Here is a 22,610-nt window from a genome sequence, read left to right as displayed (position 1 = left end):
CTGCGCCCACCCGTGCCGCCCCAGGCGGCACGCATGCCCGCAGCTGGGCTGGACCCTAGGTAGCGCGGCGGCCTGCTCCTGCCGGGGCGGGGTGTTCCTCGGGCGTCGAGCCCTTGCGTTGTTCCGTCAGGAAGGATTCTGCATCCGAGACCGCCTCCCTTGCCGGGAGGGTCTTGAAGACCCACGTGCGGTAGGACCAGAAGCGGAAGAGCGTGGCTATGCCGATGCCGAGGAACTTGAAGATGTTGGACTGGAGGGGGCTGTCCCAGTCGAAGCCGTAGGTCGCGGCGTAGAGGACGCCGTTCTCGATGACCAGGCCGACCGCGCTGAACAGCAGGAACAGGGTCAGTTCCTTCGTGCGGCGGCTCTTGTCGCGGTCGCGGTACGTGAAGTAGCGGAACCCGACGTAGTTGAAGACGATGGCCACCATCGTCGCGATGACGCTCGCTCGCACCACCTGGAGGTCGGTGACATGCCGTACCAGGTTGAACACGAGCAGGTTGACCAGGAGCCCCGCGCCACCCACCGCACCGAACTTGGCGATCTCACGTACCAGCAGGTCGATGCGCTGCCGTAGCGCTTGGGGGGCCGAATGAAGCCCCGAGGAACCATGTCCCATGGTCGTGCAGGCCCCCATCGGTCGGATTACTTCAACTCAGCCATGCTAACCAGCCGACTGCCCAAACGCTTGTGCGGCCGCATACACGCAGGGGAAAGGCAGCGGAAACCCTCGGGGAAGGCGCGGAATCCGGCCGCGGTGGCGTGACCGATACCCTGGGGTCGTGACATTCCCGGTAGTCGGCATGGTCGGCGGGGGCCAGCTCGCTCGTATGACGCACGAGGCAGGCATCCCGCTCGGCATCAGGTTCAAGCTCCTCAGTGACACCCCCCAGGATTCCGCGGCGCAGGTCGTCGGCGATGTCGTCATCGGCGACTATCGCGACCTGGACACGCTGCGCGCCTTCGCACGCGGCTGTGACGTGATCACCTTCGATCACGAGCACGTCCCGACGGAGCATCTGCGGGCTCTCGAGGCGGGCGGCATCCCCGTCCGCCCCGGCCCCGACGCGCTCCAGCACGCCCAGGACAAGGGCGTGATGCGGGCGAAGCTCGACGCGATCGGCGTGCCCTGTCCGCGGCACCGCATCGTCGGCGATCCGCGGGACGTGGCCGCGTTCGCGGCGGAGGGGGAGGGCTTTCCCGTCGTCCTCAAGACCGTCCGCGGTGGCTACGACGGCAAGGGCGTGTGGGTCGTACGGACCGTCGAGGAGGCCGCGGAACCCTTCCGCGCCGGCGTTCCCGTGCTCGCCGAGGAGAAGGTCGACTTCGTACGAGAGCTCGCCGCCAACGTCGTACGGTCGCCGCACGGCCAGGCCGTCGCGTACCCCGTCGTGGAGTCCCGGCAGGTCGACGGCGTCTGCGACACGGTCATCGCGCCCGCCCCCGACCTCGACCCGGCGCTGGCCCTGCGCGCCGAGGAGATGGCCCTGAGCATCGCCAAGGAACTGGACGTCGTCGGTCACCTCGCCGTCGAGCTGTTCCAGACCCGCGACGGCCGCATACTCGTCAACGAACTGGCGATGCGCCCGCACAACTCCGGTCACTGGACCCAGGACGGCGCGATCACCTCGCAGTTCGCCAATCACGTACGGGCCGTTCTCGACCTCCCGCTCGGCGACCCGCGTCCGCGCGCCAAGTGGACGGTCATGGTCAACGTCCTCGGCGGCGACTACCCCGACATGTACCCCGCGTACCTGCACTGCATGGCCCGCGACCCCCAGCTCAAGATCCATATGTACGGCAAGGACGTGAAGCCCGGCCGCAAGGTGGGCCACGTCAACACTTACGGCGACGACCTGGACGACGTGCTGGAGCGCGCCCGTCACGCTGCCGGTTATCTGAGAGGCACGATCACAGAATGAGCCCTGTAGTTGGCATCGTCATGGGGTCGGACTCTGACTGGCCCGTCATGGAGGCCGCCGCGCAGGCCCTCGACGAGTTCGAGATCGAGTACGAGGTCGACGTCGTCTCCGCGCACCGCATGCCGCGCGAGATGGTCGCGTACGGGGAGCAGGCCGCCGAGCGCGGGCTGAAGGTGATCATCGCCGGGGCGGGCGGCGCCGCCCACCTCCCCGGCATGCTCGCCTCCGTCACCCCCCTCCCGGTCGTCGGCGTCCCCGTGCCGCTGAAGTACCTGGACGGCATGGACTCGCTGCTGTCCATCGTGCAGATGCCGGCCGGTGTCCCCGTCGCGACGGTCTCCGTCGCCGGTGCGCGCAACGCCGGTCTCCTCGCGGCCCGTATCCTCGCCGCCCACGACCAGGAACTCCTCGGCAAGATGCGGGAGTTCCAGCAGGAGCTGAACGACCAGGCCGCCGAGAAGGGCAGGCGCCTGCGCGGCAAGGTCGAGGGCACGAACGGCTTCGGTTTCGGGAAGTGACGGCCGTGAGCTCTCTGGACGCAGCCCGGGAACTCCTGCGCGAGTTCCCCGTCGTCGACGGGCACAACGACCTGCCCTGGGCACTGCGCGAACAGGTCCGCTACGACCTCGACGCCCGCGACATCGCCACGTCCCAGAGCGCCCATCTGCACACCGACATCCCGCGCCTGCGGGAGGGCGGCGTCGGTGCGCAGTACTGGTCGGTGTACGTCCGCGCGGACCAGCCCGAACCGGTCGCGGCGACGCTGGAACAGATCGACTGCGTACGGCAGTTGCTGGCCCGTTACCCGAAGGACCTGAGGCCCGCGACGACGGCCGCCGACATGGAGGCGGCGCGCGCGGAGGGCCGTATCGCATCTCTGATGGGCGCCGAAGGTGGCCACTCCATCGCCAACTCCCTTGCCACGCTACGGGCGTTGTCCGCGCTCGGCGTGCGCTACATGACCCTCACCCACAACGACAACGTGGACTGGGCGGACTCGGCGACGGACGAGCCCGGCGTCGGCGGGCTGTCCGCCTTCGGTCGTGCGGTGGTGCGGGAGATGAACCGCGAGGGCATGCTCGTCGACCTCTCGCACGTGGCGGCGACGACCATGCGGGACGCGATGGACGCGACCCTGGCGCCGGTCATCTTCTCCCACTCGTCCGCGCGGGCCGTCTGCGACCACCCGCGCAACATCCCGGACGACGTCCTGGAACGCCTGTCGGGCAACGGCGGCATGGCGATGGTGACCTTCGTGCCGAAGTTCGTGCTCCAGGCGGCCGTGGACTGGACGGCCGCCGCCGACGAGAACATGCGCGCGCACGGCTTCCACCACCTCGACACCACACCCGAGGCGATGAAGGTCCACCGCGCCTTCGAGGAGCGGCACCCGCGCCCGGTCGCCACCGCGTCCACGGTCGCCGACCACCTCGACCACATGCGCGAGGTCGCCGGCATCGACCACCTCGGCATCGGCGGCGACTACGACGGCACAGCCTTCACCCCCGACGGCCTGAACGACGTCTCCGGCTACCCCAACCTCATCGCGGAACTCCTCGACCGCGGCTGGTCCCGCCCCGACCTCGCCAAGCTGACCTGGCAGAACGCGGTACGAGTCCTCGGCGCCGCGGAGGCCGTCTCCCGCGACCTCCAGACGACGCGGGGGCCGTCCAACGCGACCATCGGGGAACTGGACGGCTGAGCGCGGCGGGATGGATGCGACACGCAACGGCACATGACCATGGACGCCGGCGAAGCGCGCCGGGATCTGTTCGCCCTCATCAAGCGCGTCAACGACGATCACACCCCGGTGCGCATCAGCTCCAAGGGCGGCGGCGTTCTCCGGCAAACGCCCGGCGCCTCATGGAAGCGGTCGCGCGTGACAAGACGGGCGCAGCCGCAGTCCCCAAGACCCTGCTGACCTGGTGAACATACAGCGAGTGCTCCGCGGCGCCGACTTCACGGCCCGTGCCGCACAGCAGCGCCGCGAGCCGTCGACAGCGAAGATCGCCGCACTGGGCGGGTGATCACCCCTCCGGGATCACGCACAGGCAGAACGGATGCCCCGCCGGGTCGGCGAACACCCAGAAGTCCTTCTTGCCGCCCTGGTCGTCCAGGTCGAGCGGCCGTGCTCCCAGCGCCAGCACCTTCTCCTGCGCCGCGTCGACGTCCGCCCAGGTCGGGCCCGCGTCGAGGTCCAGATGGAACTGCTGCCCGTTCCGGTCCGCCCGCGGCCACTCCGGTGGCGTGTAGTCCGGCGAGGGCTGGAAGGCCATCCGGGGACCGCCGGGCACCTGGAGTACGACCCACTCCGGGTCCTCCTCCTGCGGGGTGCCGCCCGCGATCGCGGCGTAGAAGCGGGCCAGTGCGACGGGATCGGGGCAGTCGACGACGACGTTGCGGATGCGGGCCACGGGTGCCATGACGTACTCCTCCTCGGTCAGCAGGCGCACAGACAGAACGGGTGCCCCGCCGGGTCCGCATACACACGCCAGCCCCGCGAGCGGTCCTCGGTGTCCAGCGGCTGCGCGCCGAGCGCCAGCACGCCCTGCTCGGCCGCGTCCAGATCATCGACGGTCAGGTCCAGGTGGAACTGCTGCGACTGATCGGCCGCCGGCCACTTCGGCGGTACGTGTCCGGGGGCGGCCTGGAAGGAGAGCGACTGGCCGCCGGGCACGGCCAGGTCCACCCAGTCGCCCTCGCCCTCCACGGTGCCGCCCAGCACCTCGGCGTAGAAACCGGCCAGTGCGCGCGGGTCGGGACAGTCCAGGACGACGACGCCCAGTTTCGCGAGAGCCATGACTTTCCTCCTGTCGGGAGCTACCTGAGCTACCTGAGTTACCCGTATATGCCGCTCTACCGGTAACGCGGTTACTCCATGCTCCCCCATAGGCGGTAACGTCGCAACCATGAATGACAGAACGGCCGCACCCGGCGGGCTCGCCCTAGTGGAGGCGCTGGTCAACACCGTCGACCTGGAATCGGGCATCGACGGCCTGGAGACCGCCGAGGTACGGCACCGGTTCGGCATCACGGAACGGGACCTGACGGACGTACGAGAGCTGCGCGAGTCCCTGCGTGCCGCCTGCCTCGCGCACGCCGGGCACCCGCCGCACCGCGAGGTCACACCGCTGGGCGAGCTGCTGGCGCGTGCGCCGCTGTACGTCGCCGTGGACGAGCACGACGGCTCGGCGACCCTCGCGCCCGCCGACGACGGCCCGCTGCTCTCCCGTGTCGCGGCGGCCGTGGCCCAGGCGCTGACGGAGGGCACCTGGCTGCGCCTCAAGGCCTGCGAACTGCCCGAATGCCACTGGGCGTACTACGACCGCAGCCCGGGCGGGCGTCGCCGCTGGTGCTCGATGCAGGTGTGCGGGGCGCGCGTGAAGATGCGGCGGTATCGCGCGAAGTAGCCGCGTCATCGGGGCCGACGGGCGCCCGTCGGGTCAGCCGCCCGCGAAGTAGGAGGCGATCACGCCCCGCATGAAGTTCGTGTTGTCAGTGACATCGAGGCTCACATTGCCCGCGGCCCAGATCTCGTGGGTGCCGGGGACGAGTTCGAGTTCGCTGGCATCGAAGTCCTGCCGCCGGTCCGCCTTGGTGATCTTCCCGGAGCGTCCGGCGACCGGCTTCGGTGCCTTGATCATGTGCAGCGCGCCGTCGGCCGTCCGGTGGAGTCCGTCACCCAGGACGAACCCGCCCGCGCCGTCCCGGGTCCCGTACGACCCGAGGTCGGGGTTCTTGCGCAGCGCGGTGTCGAGGGGCTTCGGTGCCTTGCGCCAGCGATGGCCGTCCCAGCGCAGGGCGATGCCCGTGTCGAGGTCCTCCTCGCCCTTCCGGTACCTGTGGGTGCCGAACGTCCACACCTCGTTCCGGGCAACGGCGACGATGTCCCACAGCGAGGCATCGTCCTCCGAATCCGGCTCGGGGCGGCGGAATTCGGGCGCCGGGACCGACCGCCACTTCTTCCCGTCGAAGTGCACGGTCGCCGGCTGGTCGTCGCGGAAGCCCACCGCCCAGATGTCGTCCGGGCCGTTCGCGGCCAGCGCGTTGGCCTGATCGGTGGGCAGGTCGTGGCCACTCCAGCGCTTACCGTCCCAGTGCAGCAGATCGGCATCTGTGGTCTCCGAGCCCGCGTTCAGCGCCCACACGTCGTCGGGCGCCAGGACGGCCACGTCCGACACGCTGAAGTCCACCGATGTCGTACGCCACCTGCGGCCGTCCCAGCGCATCGCCGTCGACGTCCCCTCGAAGTCGTCGGTGCTGAACTTCAACTGGCTGGCGAACAGCCACACGTTCCCGGGACCGGAGGCGTCCAGATGCATGTTGGAGAACTCCGCGCCCTTGGCCAGGCGCAGCGGCAGCTCGGCACGCTTCCATGTGGCGCCGCGGCGGTGCAGCAGGTGGTACTCGGTGGGGCCCTCGTCCGGTATCCGGTTGGCGAGCGCCCAGCCCTCGTCCTTGGCGGTGGCGGCCAGGTCGACCACGGCCCCGTCAGGGGATGGGCTGACGTAATCCAGGTGCCAGCGTGTCCAGCGCGGCTTGGCGTCGTCGTCGCTTCCCTCGCTGTCGCATCCGGTCGCCGTCACCAGCAGGAACGCCGTCACCACCGCCGCGATCACCCTTGGCCCAGAGAACATGCCGGGACCGTAAGGGATCCCTTCCGGGACGGGTCCCGCGCCCGGGACGGCTAGGGCTCGTCCCTTCCGCGAGGAGCGGCCGCACGGGAGCCGACCAACAGGAGGCACAGTACGGCGACACCGGCGACGATCCCGGTCAGCAGGAGCAGCGGGTCCAGTGGCCGGGCCGAGGCGACGGGCTGCGTCTGGGGAGCAGCCGCGGCCACCGAGGGCGAGGCGGACGGCACGGCCGCGGCGGTGGTCGTGGGCATGGCCATGGACGGGGTTGAGGAGGGCGATCGCGGCGCCCTCGCCGTCGGCCTGACCGTGGCCGTCTCGGCATGCTCGGAGTGGTCCTCCTGCTGCCCGCCCGTGCTCGTCTCCTGGTGAGTGTGGGTCCGCGTGGGCGCCGCGGAGGTGGCGGGTGCCGCCGCCCGGACCGTGATCCCGGCCGTCATGTCCGGGTGCACGGTGCAGTAGTAGCCGTACGAACCCGCCGTGCCGAACGTGAAGCTCCAGCTCTCGCCCTTGTCCAGCATGGGGGAGTGGATCGAGACCGGGCCCGAGGTGGTCTTCACGTCGTGCGGTGCCGTGTCCTGGTTGGTCCAGGTCACCGTGGATCCGGCGGGGACGGTCAGGCGCGCGGGCACGAAGGCGTACCCCTTCATCGTCACCTGGTATGTGGCCGCCGACGCTTCGCCGGGGACGGCCACCAGGAGGGCGACGAGGGCGAGTACGGCGGACAGGGCCGCCCACCGTGCCGTTTTCACGCGAACTCCGCGGCGACCAGCAGCCGCAGCCGCGTGGCCGGGCGCAGCAGGCCCAGGCGGAACCCGGTCGCCCGGCGCAGCAGCCGGTACGGCAGCCGCGCGGTGCCCACCACGAGCAGCCGGTCGTCGGCGCGTTCCACGACGCGCAGACGCAGCAGGGCGGGGAAGAGGATCCCGCGCAGCTCCAGGTCGCCGGTCAGCTGCAGCCGCCGTCCGCCGTCGAGGGGTTCGACGTCCTCGGAGGTGAGCGCGACCGGGGCGTCGGCCCGGTCGAGGCCCTCGAACTCGAAGCGCAGGGCGGGGCGTTCGGAATCGTCGGGCACGGTCAACGCGGCCGAGGCGAGGGTGATGCGCCGACGCCGGGTGGGCAACGGGCCGTACCAGGCGGTGAGTTCGACGAGCGAGCGGCCGGGGGCCACGGTGTACCGGCCGGGCAGCGGCAGGGCGGACGCGGTGCCACGCGACTCCGGCGGGGGCGGGACGGTGGGCAGGGTGACGGTCGTCATCCCGGATCTCCTTGAAAGCGGTTCCCGAGCTATGGCGGAGTTGTGGAGAATGGGGCGGGCGCCGGTCCGGCCGACTGAGCCTCGGCCGGACCGGCGTCCGCCTTCGGGGGAGGGTCAGCAGTTGGTGGTGAGGAAGTCCGTGGTGGGCGTGAGCATGTGCTCGGCCCAGACGGTGTGCATCTTCACGTAGCTGTCGACGTCGAGCAGATCGGTGATCTGCTGCCCGAGCGACTCCTCCAGGTGGGCGGAGTTGACGTGTGCAAGGAACACACTGAGCGTGCTGTCGAGCACGGTGCTGCCATCCTCGATGGCCGGCTTGAGGATGCTCTCGACCCACACGGTGTGCATCTTGATGTACGAGTCGAGCGCCAGCGCGTCCTGGACCTGCTGGCCCGGGGACTGCTCCAGGTGCGCCGAGTAGAGGTGCTGGAGGATCGGCAGCAGCACGTTCTGGACGCTGGCGCACTGCTCGTCGCCGCCGTCACCGGTGCCGCCCGTGGCCGTCGGGGTGGCCGTCGGCCCGGTGGTCGGGGTGGCGGTCGGCGTCGCCGTGGGGGTGGCGGTGGGGGTCGATGTCGGCGTGGCCGTCGGCGTCGGCGTCGAGCCGCCGCCGTCGGAGGCCGCGACCACCTTCACCGACGCCACCATGTCCGGGTGCACGGCGCAGTAGTACTCGTAGGTCCCCACCTTGGTGAAGGTGTACGACCACGACTCGCCCTGCTCCAGCGACCCCGAGTCGAAGGAAACCGGGGCCTTCGTCGTGGTGACCGTGTGCGGCGCGCTGTCGTGGTTGGTCCACTGGACGGTCTGGCCGACCTCGACGACGAGTTGCTTCCCGTCGCCGTACTTGTAACTCATGATGTCGACCTGGTGGTCGGCGGCGGCAGCAGCAGCGGCGGGCTGGGCCTCGGCGGCGGCAACGGGCGCCTGAGCCGCGCCCGCTGCCTCCTGGGAGGCTGCCGTGGTGGAACCCGAGGCCGCCAGCAGCCCGAGGCTGAGGACGGCAGCCACGGCCGCACCGAGTCCCGCGACGAGCAGGGACCGGTTCCCGATCGGCGGCCTGCGCCGCCGGTCACCGGTCTCATTACTACTTTTCACTTCAACTCCTATTGTTTCTAGGGGAGTTCAGCGGCCGGGATCGGCCGTGACCAGCAGACTCGTCACGGCGAGTACGACGAGGACGAGCCCCGTCTCCGCCGCGACCGAGACACCGAAGGGCCGCACGGTGGCGGCGTCGCCGCGCAACAGCACGGCGAGATCGAGGCGGGTGCGCACCCACTGGCGGCTGCACTGGGCGGCCGCCAGGACGCCGCCGAGCACGGCTGTCTTGACCAGCAGCAGCTGTCCGTACGAGGTGTGCAGCAGGGCGTCGTACGACCCCACGACCTGCCAGGCCAGCACCAGCCCTGCGGCGGCGATCGCGGCGACGGAGACGGCCGCGAGCCGTGAGTAGCCGGGCACCACCGCCGCGAGTTCGCCGGGCTCGCGGCGCGGCAGTACGGCCAGCGTGAGCATCGCCAGGCCGCCGATCCACAGGGCGGCGCCGAGGAGGTGGACGAGATCGGCGATCGCGCCCCAAGTCGGCTCGCTACCCTCGGAGTTGTGGCCCCGCATACCGGTCGTGCGGAGCAGTCCCAGGGTCACGGCGAGAGCGCCCACGCGCCAGCCCGGTGAGCGGGACGTGCTCGCACCGCCCTGGAGCAGCGCGCTCAGCACCACGGCCGCGAGCACCCACAGCAGTCCGCGCGCGGCGAGTGCGATGCCGGGCTCGGTGGTGAGGACGTCCGCGTACGTCGCCGGGCGCAGTACGTCTCCCAGGCCGCCGAAAGGTGGGGGTCCCCCCGCGCGAGCGAAGCCGAGCGTGGGGGAGTACGCGCCCTGGAGTCCGATCGCCGCGACCGTCGACAGCAGTCCGCCCGCCCAGGCCAGCGTGAGCAGCGCCCGTGCCCGGGGTTCGTCCGCGCCGCGCGGCCACAGCAGCGCGACGAAGGCGAGCCCTCCGATGAACAGGGCCAGCGAGAGATAGCCGGTCCAGCGAGCGGCGACGAGACTCTTCCGCACCGGGGACGAGGGAGAAGGTGCGGTGGCCTCGTCGCCGCGGTCCTGGGCGACGGCCGCCGTCCCCGCCGGCCCTGCGGTGCTCTCCGCGCTCTCGGTGCCGACGGTGAAGGTGAGCCGGCCGGAGGAGGCGTGGCCGTCCTCCTCGTCGACGACGGACCAGACGACGGCGAGTTCGCCGTCCGCGGGACGGCCGAGGGACACCCGCACGGTGTCGTTGCCGCCCTGCGCCGCACGGGCCACGGGGAGCCGGTCGCCGTCGAGCGTCATGGCGCGGACGTCGGCGAGGTCGACGGGTTCGTCGAAGACGAGGGTGAGGTGGTCGGGGGCCCTGGTGAGTTCCGCGCCGTCCTTGGGGGCCGAGCGGACCAGCTCGGTGTGGGCGGCGGCGGGGGCAGAGCCGAACAGGCCGTAGAGGAGCGGTGTGAGGAGGAGCAGGAGGAGGGCGCGGCGGCGGGTCGTGCGGCTCATGGGGTGGCCTCCGGCGGCGGGGAGGCACTGGTGATGCCGAACAGTCCGGTGGGGGCGACGAGTCCGACACAGGGGGAGGCGGAGGGCTCGGGGGTCTCGTCGTCCGTGTCGTCCTCGCTGCCGTTGAGGAGGCCGAACAGCGGCTCGGTGAGGCCGGTGAGGAGGGGGGCCACGAGGCGCACCCCGCCGTCCTGGCAGGTGTCGTCACCCTGCGGCGGTTCCGTGGACGCGGAGCCCGACGGGGACGGGGAGGGGGAGGGCGTGGCGCCGGGGTCGGGCGAAGCGGTGTGGTCGTGTCCGGAGCCGTCGCCGGTGTGCCCCGCGCCGCTGTCGTGGCCGGTGTGCGCGCCGCTTCCTCCGGGCACCGGCACCACCCCGCCGCCCACCGGAACCTCGGAGCCCGGAACTCCGGGCACGGAGTCCCCGGGAGCCGGCGTCGTGCCGCTCGGCGGAGCCGTGGCCGCGGGCGGCGACGGAGGGGGAGCGGCGGCCTCGACAGCGCCGGGGACGGCGGAGGGGCCGATACCCGACGCGTACCCGAGCACGATCACCACCGCCCCGACGAGGGCCCCCGCGACGAATTCGTCCCGGTGGTCTCTCGGCCACTGCGCCTTGCGGAACAAGGGCATGATCACCCACTCCTGGCATGGTCCGGTCATTCCCGTCAGTGAATGGGGACCATTGGGGGGTGGCGTGGAGTCCGCATGACTACGCGGCAGTTAAGCGCTTGTTGCCTGCCTCTCTTTCAGGTGGGGGTGCGCTGTGAGATGGGGCCACACCGATGTCAATACGCGCAATTCGGCCGTGAAGAATTCGGGTTGAGAGTATGCAATTCCCGCACATTGCTCGAATTGAATTCGAACCCCGTTTGAGGGTTTCAGGGAGGGGGTGGTAAGCGGTGAATTCCTTGGTCAGGCGGTCGGACGCCCCATCGCGCGGTACGACCAGCCCGCCCGCCGCCACAGCTCCGGGTCGAGGGCGTTGCGCCCGTCCAGCAGGACACGGGCCGTGGCGACCTCCCCGAGCGCGGCCGGGTCCAGCTCGCGGAACTCGCGCCACTCGGTGAGATGGAGTACGACGTCGGCGCCCCGGACGGCGTCGAAGGCGGTGTCGGCATAGCCGAGGGTCGGGAAGAGTCTGCGGGCGTTCGCCATGCCCTTCGGGTCGTACACCGTGACCTGGCCGCCCTGGAGGTGGATCTGCCCGGCGACGTTCAGCGCGGGCGAGTCACGGACGTCGTCCGAGTCCGGCTTGAAGCTGGCGCCGAGCACGGCGACCCGCTTGCCGAGGAAGGAGCCGCCGCCGAGCGCCTCCCGCGTCATCTCGACCATCTGGCCGCGGCGCCGCATGTTGATGGAGTCGATCTCCCGCAGGAAGGTCAGCGCCTGGTCGGCCCCCAGCTCACCCGCGCGTGCCATGAAGGCCCGGATGTCCTTCGGCAGACAGCCGCCGCCGAATCCGATCCCGGCCCGCAGGAACTTCTTGCCGATCCGGTCGTCGTACCCGATCGCCTCGGCGAGCTTGGCGACATCGCCGCCCGCGGCCTCGCACACCTCGGCTATGGCGTTGATGAACGAGATCTTGGTCGCCAGGAAGGAGTTCGCGGACGTCTTCACCAGCTCGGCGGTCGGGAAGTCGGTGACGACGAAGGGCGTGCCCTCGGCGATCGGCGTGGCGTACACCTCGCGCAGCAGCTTCTCCGCCCGCTCGCTGCGCACACCGGCGACGAGCCGGTCGGGGTGCAGTGTGTCCTGGACGGCGAAGCCCTCGCGCAGGAACTCCGGGTTCCAGGCCAGCTCGGCGTCCGCGCCGGCCGGCGCGTGCGTGGCGAGGTAGGCGGCGAGGCGCTCGGCGGAGCCGACGGGGACGGTGGACTTGCCGACGACGAGGGCGGGGCCGGTGAGGTGCGGGGCGAGCAGCTCGAAGGCGCTGTCGACGTAACTCATGTCGGCCGCGTAATCGCCATGGCGCTGCGGGGTGTTCACACACACGAAGTGGACGTCGCCGAACGCGGCCACCTCGGCCCAGTCCATCGTGAAGCGCAGCCGGCCGGAGGACCCTTCCATGCCCACGACATGCTTGCTCAGCAGTTCCTCGAGGCCCGGCTCGTACATCGGGACCTGGCCCCGCTGCAGCATCTCGATCTTCTCGGGCACCACGTCGAGGCCCAGCACCTCGAACCCCAGCTCCGCCATGGCCGCGGCATGCGTGGCGCCGAGATAGCCGGTGCCGATCACGGTGATCTTGAGGGCCATGGGGTGCTCCAGGAGTCTTCGTCGGCAGTGCGGGCCCGAGCATAGTCGGAGGGTCTGACGGGCAGTTTTCCCGCTGTCGCCAAGCTCACGTACCCCTCCCGTGGGCCTGCCCCTAAAATTTGAGTTACTTAACGGTAATTAGCGCCAGCATCACAGCTTTGGAGCGTGAGAGACCTTGGCCGGATCGGCTGACTTCGACCTGTACCGCCCGTCCGAGGAGCACGACATGCTCCGTGACGCCATCCGCTCGCTGGCCGAGGCGAAGATCGCGCCGTACGCCGCAGCGGTGGACGAGGAGGCCCGTTTCCCGCAGGAGGCGCTGGAGGCGCTGGTCGCCAACGACCTGCACGCCGTTCACGTACCGGAGTCGTACGGCGGCGCGGGCGCCGACGCCCTCGCCACGGTGATCGTGATCGAGGAGGTGGCGCGTGTCTGCGCGTCCTCCTCCCTCATCCCCGCGGTGAACAAGCTGGGCTCGCTTCCGGTGATCCTCTCCGGCTCCGAGGACCTGAAGAAGAAGTACATGACGCCGCTCGCCAAGGGCGACGGAATGTTCTCGTACTGCCTCTCCGAGCCGGACGCCGGCTCCGACGCGGCCGGCATGAAGACCAAGGCGGTCCGCGACGGCGACCACTACGTGCTGAACGGCGTGAAGCGCTGGATCACCAACGCGGGCGTGTCCGAGTACTACACGGTCATGGCGGTGACCGACCCGACGAAGCGCTCCAAGGGCATCTCGGCCTTCGTCGTCGAGAAGTCCGACGAGGGCGTCTCCTTCGGCGCCCCCGAGAAGAAGCTCGGCATCAAGGGCTCCCCGACCCGCGAGGTCTACCTCGACAACGTCCGCATCCCCGCGGACCGCATGATCGGCGAGGAGGGCACCGGCTTCGCCACGGCGATGAAGACGCTGGACCACACCCGCATCACCATCGCCGCGCAGGCGCTGGGCATCGCTCAGGGGGCGTTGGACTACGCCAAGGGCTACGTCCAGGAGCGCAAGCAGTTCGGCAAGGCGATCGCGGAGTTCCAGGGCATTCAGTTCATGCTGGCGGACATGGCCATGAAGATCGAGGCCGCCCGTCAGCTCACGTACGCCGCCGCCGCCAAGTCCGAACGCGGCGACCGCGACCTCACCTTCCAGGGCGCGGCGGCCAAGTGCTTCGCCTCCGACGTGGCCATGGAGGTCACGACGGACGCGGTCCAGCTGCTGGGTGGCTATGGCTACACGCGTGACTATCCGGTGGAGCGGATGATGCGCGATGCGAAAATCACACAAATATATGAGGGTACGAACCAGGTCCAGCGGATCGTGATGGCGCGGAACCTGCCGTAAGGCGTCCCGTAATCCCGCATTCCACAGCCCTCCGCCTCCTCGGGCGGAGGGCTGCCCCGTCCTTACGCCGCGTGGGTGCGGTGCGCTGTGAACGTCACCCAGGTGTCGTCGTTGTTGAGGGCGATGTTCAGGGTGGCGTCCAGAGCCTTGGCCAGCCTGGCAAGGAGAGGCAACGTCGGCACGGTGTCGGAGCCCTCGATGCGGGAGATCTTTGCCTGGGTGAGACCGGCACGGGCGGCGAGTTCGGTCTGGGTGAGGCCGAGTTCGGTGCGGCGGTCGTACACGGCTTTCGCCAGGGCCATGGACAGTCGGATCTCGCGACGGGCCTCTGCCGCGTCCTCCGGCTCGATGAGACCTTCGGTGAGCTTGCGCTCATGCAGGGTCTTCCAGCGACTGTGGCTCATTGCTCGACCTCTCCTTCCTCGATGACGCGGACGAACTCCTCGTGTGCCGGGCCGTGCTCGGCCTCGCAGATCTTCTGTGCGTGCTTGGCGCGCCTTACTTGCGCGTCTTCCCTCATTTTCGTCTTACGGAAGACGGTCAGTAGGACTGCGGTGCGGTTCGGCGTGAGCCAGTAGGTGATGCGTATGGCGGCACCGTCGAGGGTGGGGCGTAGCTCTCGGACCCCGTCGCCCAGGTAGCGGGCGAACGGCTCACCAAGCGCGGCGGCGTGTTCCGCAAGCAGTCCAACGTATTCGTCGACCTTGATGAAGTGCTTGGCTGGCAGTGCCTCCAGCCAGTCGCGCACCTGGGCTCGACCTCGATGGTGAAGAGCGCATCCACCCCTGTCACGGTATATGTCGTTCCCGACATATTCAAGGTGCCGCCGATCAGCCCGCGTCGGCGTCCACCCGCACCGCGGGGCGCCGGCTCGCGATCACCTTGCGGGCCAGCGAGCGGGGGCTGGTCAGGAAGCCCCAGCCCCACGACATGTGCATGGTGGCGAGCGCGACGGGGATCTGCAGCCGTGCCTTCAGTGGCAGCCCCTTGCCCGCGGGGACGGAGCCGAGGACGATCGCCGCGAGATAGCCGCCGGGGACCACGAACCCCCACGGCGTCACCAGCGCACCCACGACCAGGCCCGCCGCGATGGCGCACACCGCGGTCGGCGGGGCGAGGTAGCGCAGGTTGATGGAGCCCTCGTGGTAGCGGGCGACGACGTGCCGCCAACGGCCGTAGTTCCGGTACTGCTTGGCGAGTTCGCGCATGCTCGGGCGCGGCCGGTACGACACCTTCAGCTCGGGCGAGAACCAGATCAGCCCGCCCGCCTCGCGGAGCCGGAAGTTGAGCTCCCAGTCCTGGGCGCGGATGAACTCCTCGTTGTAGCCGCCCTGTTGCTCCAGCGCCTCGCGCCGGAAGACGCCGAGGTACACGGTCTCGGCCTGCTGCGCCTCGCCGCCCGTGTGGAAGGCCGCGTTGCCCACGCCGATCTTCGACGTCATCGCGGCGGCGACCGCGTGCTCCCAGTCGTTCTCGCCCTCGGCGTGCATGATGCCGCCGACGTTCTGCGCGCCGGTCTCCTCCAGGAGCCGTACGGCCGTGGCGATGTAGTTCGGCGAGAGCATGCCGTGCCCGTCGACGCGGACGACGATCGGATGGCGGGAGGCCTTGATCGCGGCGTTCAGCGCGGCGGGCGTACGGCCGGTCGGGTTGGGGACGGTGTGCACACGGGAGTCCTCGGCGACCAGCTCGGCGGCGATCTCGTCCGTGCGGTCCGTGGACGGACCGAGGGCGATCACGACCTCCATCTCGCCGGCGTACTCCTGGGCGAGGATCGCTTGGACGGCTCCGCGCAGATGCCGCTCCTCGTTGAGGACGGGCATGATCACGGACACGGCGGGGAGCTGCACGTCGGGCTTGGCGTTCATAGGAGGCTCACGTTACCGCGAATGGGGGACAGCGATGCGCCCCGCCGGTGGCGGTGCCCCGGGCCACAGATCGTATGGGCCTACGGTGCTCACAAATCGCACACCCAGCCCACCGTACGGCCCTCGCGGAGGTGTCCTTCCTTGCCCACGCCGCCCACGCCGCCTCGGTCCAGAGCCCAGACGCCGCGCCGCCACCAGCCGACGTCCCGTGCGCCGCGGCCGCCCGTACGGCGGAACAAGCCGCGCTGGGCCATGCGGGTGGTGACCACGCTGTCCGTGGTGATCCTCGCCTCGGCCGGCATCGGGCACTCGGTGATCACCAGCCTCGACTCCGACATCGCCCGGGTCGACCCCTTCAAGGACATGAAGAACCGTCCGCAGGCCGGCGACGGCATGAACGTGCTGCTGGTCGGCACCGACAGCCGCGACAAGATCGGCGAGGCGGAGCGGCGCAAGTACCGGCTGGGCGGCGAGCCCTGCCACTGCACCGACACGCTCATGATCGTGCACATCTCGGAGGACCGGGAGCGGGCGAGCGTGGTGAGCCTGCCGCGCGACTCGTACGCCGAGACTCCCCCGCATGTCGACCAGACCACCGGCAAGCGGCACCACGGCCACCCCCTCAAGATCAACGCGGCGTACGCGGAGGGCGGGCCGCAGCTGACCGTGCGGACCGTCGAGCACATGACGCATGTGAAGATCGACCACTATTTGGAGGTCGACTTCACCAGCTTCATGAAGACCGTGGATGTCGTCGGCGGCGTGAAGATCTGCCTCGCCGAGCCGATGAAGGACACGTACACCGGACTCGACCTGCCGGCCGGCACGCATCAGCTCAGGGGCGGTGAGGCGCTGCGGTTCGTCCGCTCCCGGCATGTCGACGGGGCCTCCGACCTCGGCCGGATGAAGCGGCAGCAACGGTTCATGGCCGCGCTGATCGACCAGGCCACGTCGTCCGGGGTGCTGCTGAACCCGATCAAGTTCCGGGACGTGACACGGGCGGTGCTCGGGTCCGTGCGGGCCGACAAGGGCTTCGGCACGGACGAGCTGCTGGACCTGGGTCGGGCGATGCGGAACTTCTCCCCCTCCTCGTCCGAGTTCACGACCGTGCCGATCGGCCAGATGGGATACGCCGTGAAGGACGTCGGTTCCACGCTGAAGTGGGACCCCGTCAAGGCGGACCGGATCTTCCAGGCCCTGCGGCAGGACAAGCCGCTGGCCCTGCAGCGCCCGAAGAGCACGGCCGTCAGCGTGGAGGTGGCCCCGCAGCAGATCCGCGTCCAGGTGGAGAACGGGTCGCCCACCGCGGGGCTCGGCACGCGCGCGGACAAGCAGCTGGCGGCGACCGGGTTCCTGACCACCCGGCAGCCGGTGACGGCACGCGAAGCCGTGAAACGCACGGTCGTCACCTTCGACCCCCGCTGGGACCGCTCCGCGAAGACGCTGGCCGCCGCGCTGCCGGGGAGCGAGCTCCGGGCGGTCAAGGGGCAGGGCCCGATGCTGAAGGTGACCGTCGGGCCGGACTTCCGGGACGTGCGGAAGGTGCGGGCGGAGGATCCGGAGCAGACGGAGTCCGGGGTGGTACGGGGGGACGAGGTGAAGTGCGGCTGAGAGCCGGGGTCAGTCCTCGGAGCCCTCGGCCGCGCGCCGCTCCCGAAGCTCCATAGACCAGGGCCTGTCCGGTTTGGCCGCGGTGTCGGAATCCGTGACGCTGGCCTGGTCTGTCATGACCCCCACCTTATGCCGAGTCGACATGCGCGGACTTTGTGTCAGATTGGCAACAGCCGCGCCCTTATTTTCCGACGAACCTTGTAAGGGACACGGCCATGCCCTGCACACTGGGGCCCATGAACGATTGGCCCGAGGCATGGTCCGACGACAACCGCGGCCGCCGGTACGGACACGGCAGCGCGAGCGCACAGCCCGAGGGCGCGCGCGTGATGCGGCAGGTCCGCCGCGGCCCGGCGGCCACGCCGCCCGGGCAGAGCGCGTACGGCGGCGGGGCCCCGCAGCAGCAGTCGTACGTCAATGGCGGCTACGACGACGCGTACGGCAACGACTACAACACAGGCCAGGTCTACGGCACCCCCGGCGGCGGAGGGCCGGGCGGCCCTGACGACCCGTACGGTCCGCGGCCCCGGCCGAACTGGCGCCGCCGCATCAAGTGGACGGCACTCACGCTGGTGACGCTGCTGATCGTGGTGTCCATCGGCACGTACTTCTGGGCCGACTCCAAGCTCAACCGCGACGTCGACCTGTCGAAGGTGATCGACCGGCCGGAGGCGGGCGCGGGCACGAACTATCTGATCGTCGGCTCCGACAGCCGTGAGGGCTTGTCCGACGAGGAGAAGAAGAAGCTGCGCACCGGGTCCGCCGAGGGCAAGCGCACGGACTCGATGATGATCCTGCACACCGGCGACAACGGCCCGACGCTGATCTCCCTGCCGCGTGACTCGGACGTGGAGATCCCGACCTTCGTCGGTTCCGAGTCCGGCAAGACGTTCCAGGGCACCGGCCGGCACGTGAAGCTGAACGCGGCCTACGCGGAGGACGGTCCCGAACTGCTCGTGCGGGCCGTGGAGTTCAACACGGGCCTGCACATCGACCACTACGTCGAGATCGGCTTCGCGGGCTTCGCGAACATCGTGGACGCGGTGGGCGGCGTGGAGATCGAGATCCCCAAGGGCGGGATGAAGGACACCAAGTCCGGCGCGAACTTCCAGGCGGGCAAGCAGACCCTGAACGGCGAGCAGTCCCTGGCCTTCGTCCGTACCCGGTACGCGCTCGCGAACAGCGACCTGGACCGGACGAAGAACCAGCAGAAGTTCCTCGCGGCCCTGGCCAACCAGACCGCGACGCCGAGCACGGTCCTCAACCCCTTCAAGCTCTACCCGACGATGGGCGCGGGCCTCGACACCCTCGTCGTCGACAAGGACATGAGCCTGTTCGACCTGGCCGACATGTTCTGGGCGATGAAGGGCGTCACCGGAGGCGACGGCAAGTCCATGAACATGCCGATCTCCGGCTCCTCCGGCGGCAACCTCGTCTGGGACAAAGCCAAGGTCAAGACGCTGGTCGGCCAGCTGAAGAACGACGAGAAGGTCACCGTCTCGGGCAACTGACGGGCGGGCACGGCACCAACGTCAAGGGCACCCCTCGGGGTGCCCTTGAGCGCGTTCGGGCGAGCGTCACATCGTGGCGCCGGCCATCGTGCGGCAGGTCTCGGCACAGCGGCGACACGCCTCCGCACACCGCATCATCTGGGGGTCGTCCGGCATGGACATACACGCCTCGGCGCACATGTCGCAGGCCTTGGCGCACATCGCGCACATCTCGGCCGACATCGGCGAGCGGCGCATCATCATGTCCGCGCACATACGGGTCGTCTCGGCGCAGTCCATGAGCGCGCGCATGATCTGCATCTGAGCCTGGCCGCCCATCTGCATACAGGAGCTCATGGTCTCCTCGCACACGCTGTGACACGTCATGCACGCCTCGACGCAGTCCTGCATCTGCTTGCTCATCGCGGTCATGGTGGTGGACTGCTGCTGCATGGTTCCTCCTCGGGGTGGCGGGGCCCGGAGTCGAACCCTCGCCCTACCGTCGTACGCCCCTCAGCGCGCCCCCGCCATGGGACGGACGTAAGAATTCCGCCATGCGTGCCGATTACGGGCATCCCGCCCGTATCGATTACGGCTTCCTGCCCACGCCGCCGAAGTGGGTGACGTCGGCACTCTCACCGTCCGCGGCGTCGGGGCGCCAGCGGGAGCAGGTGACGATGCCGGGTTCCAGGATCTCGACGTCTTCGAAGAACCGGACGAGTTCGGCGCGGCTGCGCAGCGTCATCGGTGCCGTCCCCTGCCCGTTCCAGTAGTCCACCGCCGTGGCCATCGCCTCGCCGTCGACCTCGGTGGTGGGGTGGGAGACGACCAGGTAGCTGCCGGAGGGTACGGCGTCCAGCAGCCGTCGCACGACGGAGACGGCCTCGTCGGTGCGCAGCACGAAGTTCAGGATGCCCAGCATGGTGATCGCGACGGGGCGGCCGAAGTCCAGCGTCTCGGCGGCGTCCCGCAGGATCGCCTCGGGGTCGTGCACATCACCCTCGATGAAGACGGCGGCACCCTCCGGCGTGCTGTTCAGCAGTGCGTGGGCGTGGGCGAAGACGAGCGGGTCGTTGTCCACGCAGACGATCCGGCACGACGGGTCCACGCGCTGGGCGATCTCATGAGTGTTGTCGGTGGTGGGCAGCCCGGTCCCGATGTCCAGGAACTGCCGGATTCCGGCCTCCTCGGCGAGGTACCGCACCGCACGCGTCAGAAACCGCCGGTCCGCGACGGCCGACCGGGGCAACGCCGGCACGAGCGAAAGGATCCGGTCGCCGACCTCGGCGTCCACCGGGTAGTGGCCCATGCCGCCGAGCCAGTAGTTCCAGATCCGCGCCGAGTGCGACACATCGGTACGGAATCGCGAGGAGCCAATCATGCGACCAAGTTAAGGCCGAAAACGCACCCATGGGGGCGCCTCCCGAGGTTTGATGCGATTGGAGATGATCGCGTCATGAACGAGATCGTGAACGAGATCGTCCTGATGTCGGACCCGAGGGTCGCCGCCATACCCGTCGCGGAGTGCGGCGAACCTCTCGTCGACGTCCGCCGCGAAGGCTCGCTGCTGGTGGACACCCGCAAACAGGACCCGTCCGCCGCCTTCGCCCACCTGCGGAAAGGCGTCCTGCAACGCCTCATCGAGGCCCAGTCGCTGCTCCCGCAGGACCTGCGCCTGCTTTTCGTCGAGGGCTACCGGCCGCCCTCCCTCCAGCGGACCTACTTCGAGGACTACGCCGCCGAACTCCGCGCCGCCCACCCCGACTGGCCCGCCGACCGGATCCACTCGGCGGCAAGCCGCTACGTCTCCCCACCCGAGATCGCCCCCCACAGCGCCGGCGCCGCAGTCGACCTGACCCTCGCCGAACTCTCCGGCCGCGAGCTGGACTTGGGCTCCCGCCTGAACGCCAGCCCCGAGGACAGCGAGGGCGCCTGTTACACCGACGCCGCCGACATCAGCGAGGAGGCCAGGGCGAACCGCGAGACGCTGGGTGCCGTGCTCACCGCCGCCGGGCTGGTGAACTACCCGACGGAGTGGTGGCATTGGTCCTTCGGGGACCGGTACTGGGCTTTGGCGAGCGGGGAGGTGGCGGCGCTGTACGGGCCGTACGACGTCACCACGTGAACGCCGGGTTCACCTGCATACACGCCTCGTCGTCCGCCCCGTTGAGTGCCTTCGCCGTGTCCGGGGTGGTGTCGTCGGTCTTCGGCGCCTTGTAGGTCGTACCCTCGCGCCAGTCCGCTCCCACGACGAGTGTGACACCGGAGACGTCGGTCGACTGCTTGACCGAACTCGCCGGAATGCCCAGGGCCTTGGCGACGGCGCGGGCGTCGCCCTCCAGTTCGGCGCTGGGGTAGCGGACCAGTGTCGTGGCCTCGCTCCCGGCGGCCGGGTCGGCGATCGCCTCGTCGAAGCCCTTGCCGACGAGCAGGTTGACCACGTCGCTCGCGCGTCCGTTCTGCGGGGCGAGGGTGTCGGACCCGGTGCCGTTCTGGACCAGGACCGCGATCTCGGAGTCGGGGGCGGCGGGGTCGTCGGCGGCCTTCTCGGCGGCTTTTCCGGGCTTCTTCGTGTCCTTGCCGTCCAGCGCGATGTCCTCGCGCACCAGCCGGAAGAGCTGCTCGGCGTCCTCCGTGGGCTCGACGCGCGCACCGACGTACCGGTTCGGCATGGTGGTCATGGTGATGCGCTTCGGCTCGACCTTCCGCAGCTCGTTGCTGAGGTCGTAGAGCGCCTTGACGGTGCCCAGCCCCGGGTCGACGGTGAGGGCCGCGGTGGCCTGCTCGGCGAGGCGGCGCAGCTTGTTCGGGTTGCTCAGGGTGGCGTTCTCCCGCAGCACGCGGACCATCGAGTTCATGTACATGTGCTGGGCCTTGGCGCGGGCGAGGTCGCTGCCGTCCTCGAAGCCGTAGCGGGTGCGCAGCCACTGCAGGGCCTGCTCGCCCTTCACCGGGTGCGTGCCTTTCTCCAGCTTCAGTCCTGAGCCATGGCCCCGGCTGTCCTTGGAGTAGATGTTGGCGTCCACGCAGACCGGGACGCCGCCTATGGCGTCCGCCATCGACACCACGCCGGCGAAGTCGACCATCACGAAGTGGTCGATGTGGACGCCGGTGAGCTCCTGCCAGGTGGCCACCGTGCAGCCGGGACCGCCGTGGCCCAGGCTCCGGTTGGTCATCACCCGGCCGTCGCTCGCCTCGTACACCTCGCCGTCGTCGGGGTCGGTGCACTTGGGGATCTGGACGAGGGTGTCGCGCGGCATGCTGACGACCGACATGTTGGTGCGGTCGGCGGACAGGTGCACCAGCATCTGCACATCGGCCAGCGGGGTCGCGCCGAAGGTCTCCCGGGCGCCGCCGAGCTTCTGGTTCTCCTCGGTGTCCCGTGCGTCGGAGCCGATGAGCAGGATGTTCAGCGGGGTCTGGCCCGCGGAGTTCGGCGTGGGCTCGGCGACCTTGTTGTCGCCCAGGTTGAGCTCGTCCTGCTTGATGTTGCCGTTCAGGTGGCGGTAGTAGAGGTAACCGGCGCCGGACGCGCCGAGTATGAGGACCGCCAGGGTCATCGCCGACCAGCGAAGAACCCGCCGCCCCTGACCCGGCCGTCGTGAGCCGTGCCGACCGCGGCCCCCCGCGCCGTTCCGCTCGCCGGCCCCCTCGGCAACCGGTACGGCCTCCCGCACACCGTTCTGCGTCAACTCGCCCGTCCTCCCCAC

General features: G+C 70.0%; 26 protein-coding genes and 1 pseudogene. 10 read left to right on the top strand and 17 right to left on the bottom strand.

Annotated features, from left to right (window positions below):
* Positions 1-55: 55 nt before the first annotated feature.
* On the bottom strand, positions 56-619 hold the full coding sequence (locus KCH48_RS21915) for a GtrA family protein (protein WP_210576375.1): 564 nt from the start codon (positions 617-619) through the stop codon (positions 56-58).
* A gap of 163 nt (positions 620-782) precedes the next feature.
* Between KCH48_RS21915 and KCH48_RS21910 the strand changes: the two genes are divergently transcribed.
* The 5 genes and pseudogenes from KCH48_RS21910 to KCH48_RS43445 form a co-directional block, all read left to right on the top strand.
* Positions 783-1,922 (top strand): 5-(carboxyamino)imidazole ribonucleotide synthase, encoded by a 1,140-nt coding sequence (locus KCH48_RS21910; protein ID WP_210576374.1) that lies wholly within the window; start codon positions 783-785, stop codon positions 1,920-1,922.
* A 20-nt stretch (positions 1,923-1,942) separates the two neighbouring features.
* Positions 1,943-2,440: a 5-(carboxyamino)imidazole ribonucleotide mutase gene (gene purE / locus KCH48_RS21905; protein WP_210576562.1), complete on the top strand. Its 498-nt coding sequence runs from the start codon at positions 1,943-1,945 to the stop codon at positions 2,438-2,440.
* A 5-nt stretch (positions 2,441-2,445) separates the two neighbouring features.
* Positions 2,446-3,624, top strand: a complete 1,179-nt coding sequence (locus KCH48_RS21900; protein ID WP_374104699.1) for a dipeptidase — start codon at positions 2,446-2,448, stop codon at positions 3,622-3,624.
* A 33-nt stretch (positions 3,625-3,657) separates the two neighbouring features.
* The gene (locus KCH48_RS21895) at positions 3,658-3,843 is read left to right on the top strand and encodes a type II toxin-antitoxin system prevent-host-death family antitoxin (protein ID WP_307840911.1); all 186 of its coding nucleotides are present in this window, start codon (positions 3,658-3,660) and stop codon (positions 3,841-3,843) included.
* Positions 3,837-3,949 (top strand): annotated as a pseudogene (locus KCH48_RS43445) (membrane dipeptidase); the annotation flags it as partial. The gene KCH48_RS21895 and the pseudogene KCH48_RS43445, both read left to right, overlap by 7 nt.
* Here the strand turns inward: KCH48_RS43445 and KCH48_RS21890 are convergent.
* Both KCH48_RS21890 and KCH48_RS21885 read right to left on the bottom strand, forming a co-directional pair.
* Complete coding sequence (locus tag KCH48_RS21890; RefSeq protein ID WP_210576372.1) at positions 3,950-4,345, bottom strand: VOC family protein; 396 nt, start codon at positions 4,343-4,345, stop codon at positions 3,950-3,952. It lies immediately after the preceding pseudogene.
* A gap of 17 nt (positions 4,346-4,362) precedes the next feature.
* Positions 4,363-4,722 carry a VOC family protein gene (locus KCH48_RS21885; protein WP_210576371.1) on the bottom strand — a complete coding sequence of 120 codons (360 nt, stop codon included), beginning with the start codon at positions 4,720-4,722 and terminating at the stop codon, positions 4,363-4,365.
* 109 nt (positions 4,723-4,831) lie between these two features.
* On the opposite strand from KCH48_RS21885, the gene KCH48_RS21880 reads away from it, so the two are divergent.
* Positions 4,832-5,332 carry a CGNR zinc finger domain-containing protein gene (locus KCH48_RS21880; RefSeq protein WP_210576370.1) on the top strand — a complete coding sequence of 167 codons (501 nt, stop codon included), beginning with the start codon at positions 4,832-4,834 and terminating at the stop codon, positions 5,330-5,332.
* 33 nt (positions 5,333-5,365) lie between these two features.
* On the opposite strand, the gene KCH48_RS21875 is transcribed toward KCH48_RS21880, so the two are convergent.
* From KCH48_RS21875 to KCH48_RS21845, 7 genes are all read right to left on the bottom strand, one after another.
* Positions 5,366-6,559, bottom strand: coding sequence for a hypothetical protein (locus tag KCH48_RS21875; protein WP_210576369.1), 1,194 nt, complete (start codon positions 6,557-6,559; stop codon positions 5,366-5,368).
* 50 nt (positions 6,560-6,609) lie between these two features.
* The gene (locus KCH48_RS21870) at positions 6,610-7,308 is read right to left on the bottom strand and encodes a cupredoxin family copper-binding protein (protein ID WP_307840910.1); all 699 of its coding nucleotides are present in this window, start codon (positions 7,306-7,308) and stop codon (positions 6,610-6,612) included.
* The gene (locus KCH48_RS21865; RefSeq protein WP_210576368.1) at positions 7,305-7,814 is read right to left on the bottom strand and encodes a hypothetical protein; all 510 of its coding nucleotides are present in this window, start codon (positions 7,812-7,814) and stop codon (positions 7,305-7,307) included. Before KCH48_RS21865 ends, KCH48_RS21870 begins: the two co-directional genes overlap by 4 nt.
* Positions 7,815-7,928: 114 nt before the next feature.
* Complete coding sequence (locus KCH48_RS21860) at positions 7,929-8,912, bottom strand: plastocyanin/azurin family copper-binding protein (protein ID WP_210576367.1); 984 nt, start codon at positions 8,910-8,912, stop codon at positions 7,929-7,931.
* Between the two features lie 27 nt (positions 8,913-8,939).
* Entirely contained in the window at positions 8,940-10,343 is a 1,404-nt protein-coding gene (locus KCH48_RS21855; protein WP_210576366.1) for a copper resistance CopC/CopD family protein, read from the bottom strand.
* On the bottom strand, positions 10,340-10,972 hold the full coding sequence (locus KCH48_RS21850; protein WP_210576365.1) for a hypothetical protein: 633 nt from the start codon (positions 10,970-10,972) through the stop codon (positions 10,340-10,342). The genes KCH48_RS21855 and KCH48_RS21850 overlap by 4 nt, the downstream gene beginning before the upstream one ends.
* A gap of 282 nt (positions 10,973-11,254) precedes the next feature.
* On the bottom strand, positions 11,255-12,598 hold the full coding sequence (locus KCH48_RS21845; RefSeq protein ID WP_210576364.1) for a UDP-glucose/GDP-mannose dehydrogenase family protein: 1,344 nt from the start codon (positions 12,596-12,598) through the stop codon (positions 11,255-11,257).
* Between the two features lie 175 nt (positions 12,599-12,773).
* Between KCH48_RS21845 and KCH48_RS21840 the strand changes: the two genes are divergently transcribed.
* Positions 12,774-13,931: an acyl-CoA dehydrogenase gene (locus KCH48_RS21840; protein WP_282615163.1), complete on the top strand. Its 1,158-nt coding sequence runs from the start codon at positions 12,774-12,776 to the stop codon at positions 13,929-13,931.
* A gap of 62 nt (positions 13,932-13,993) precedes the next feature.
* On the opposite strand, the gene KCH48_RS21835 is transcribed toward KCH48_RS21840, so the two are convergent.
* The 4 genes from KCH48_RS21835 to KCH48_RS43440 all read right to left on the bottom strand — a co-directional run bounded on the left by KCH48_RS21835 (position 13,994) and on the right by KCH48_RS43440 (position 16,068).
* On the bottom strand, positions 13,994-14,335 hold the full coding sequence (locus KCH48_RS21835; RefSeq protein WP_210576362.1) for a helix-turn-helix domain-containing protein: 342 nt from the start codon (positions 14,333-14,335) through the stop codon (positions 13,994-13,996).
* Positions 14,332-14,679, bottom strand: a complete 348-nt coding sequence (locus tag KCH48_RS21830; protein ID WP_307840909.1) for a type II toxin-antitoxin system RelE/ParE family toxin — start codon at positions 14,677-14,679, stop codon at positions 14,332-14,334. Before KCH48_RS21830 ends, KCH48_RS21835 begins: the two co-directional genes overlap by 4 nt.
* Positions 14,680-14,761: 82 nt before the next feature.
* Positions 14,762-15,799 (bottom strand): glycosyltransferase family 2 protein, encoded by a 1,038-nt coding sequence (locus KCH48_RS21825; RefSeq protein ID WP_210576361.1) that lies wholly within the window; start codon positions 15,797-15,799, stop codon positions 14,762-14,764.
* 89 nt (positions 15,800-15,888) lie between these two features.
* Positions 15,889-16,068: a hypothetical protein gene (locus KCH48_RS43440; RefSeq protein ID WP_210576360.1), complete on the bottom strand. Its 180-nt coding sequence runs from the start codon at positions 16,066-16,068 to the stop codon at positions 15,889-15,891.
* On the opposite strand from KCH48_RS43440, the gene KCH48_RS21815 reads away from it, so the two are divergent.
* Positions 16,052-17,410 (top strand): LCP family protein, encoded by a 1,359-nt coding sequence (locus KCH48_RS21815; protein WP_210576359.1) that lies wholly within the window; start codon positions 16,052-16,054, stop codon positions 17,408-17,410. The genes KCH48_RS43440 and KCH48_RS21815 overlap by 17 nt on opposite strands.
* A gap of 236 nt (positions 17,411-17,646) precedes the next feature.
* Complete coding sequence (locus tag KCH48_RS21810) at positions 17,647-18,921, top strand: LCP family protein (protein ID WP_210576358.1); 1,275 nt, start codon at positions 17,647-17,649, stop codon at positions 18,919-18,921.
* A gap of 66 nt (positions 18,922-18,987) precedes the next feature.
* Here the strand turns inward: KCH48_RS21810 and KCH48_RS21805 are convergent, their stop codons facing one another.
* Both KCH48_RS21805 and KCH48_RS21800 read right to left on the bottom strand, forming a co-directional pair.
* The gene (locus KCH48_RS21805) at positions 18,988-19,353 is read right to left on the bottom strand and encodes a four-helix bundle copper-binding protein (protein ID WP_210576357.1); all 366 of its coding nucleotides are present in this window, start codon (positions 19,351-19,353) and stop codon (positions 18,988-18,990) included.
* A 136-nt stretch (positions 19,354-19,489) separates the two neighbouring features.
* Positions 19,490-20,281: an SAM-dependent methyltransferase gene (locus tag KCH48_RS21800; protein WP_210576356.1), complete on the bottom strand. Its 792-nt coding sequence runs from the start codon at positions 20,279-20,281 to the stop codon at positions 19,490-19,492.
* An 87-nt stretch (positions 20,282-20,368) separates the two neighbouring features.
* On the opposite strand from KCH48_RS21800, the gene KCH48_RS21795 reads away from it, so the two are divergent.
* The gene (locus KCH48_RS21795) at positions 20,369-21,025 is read left to right on the top strand and encodes a M15 family metallopeptidase (protein WP_210576560.1); all 657 of its coding nucleotides are present in this window, start codon (positions 20,369-20,371) and stop codon (positions 21,023-21,025) included.
* On the opposite strand, the gene KCH48_RS21790 is transcribed toward KCH48_RS21795, so the two are convergent.
* The gene (locus KCH48_RS21790; RefSeq protein ID WP_374104702.1) at positions 21,015-22,577 is read right to left on the bottom strand and encodes an LCP family protein; all 1,563 of its coding nucleotides are present in this window, start codon (positions 22,575-22,577) and stop codon (positions 21,015-21,017) included. The two genes, KCH48_RS21795 and KCH48_RS21790, sit on opposite strands and share 11 nt — an antisense overlap.
* Positions 22,578-22,610: the final 33 nt, after the last annotated feature.

Origin of the sequence: Streptomyces sp. GESEQ-4 (genome assembly GCF_017948455.1) — a bacterium.
Taxonomy (GTDB): Bacteria; Actinomycetota; Actinomycetes; order Streptomycetales; family Streptomycetaceae; genus Streptomyces.
This window is presented reverse-complemented; position numbering and strand designations above follow the sequence as displayed.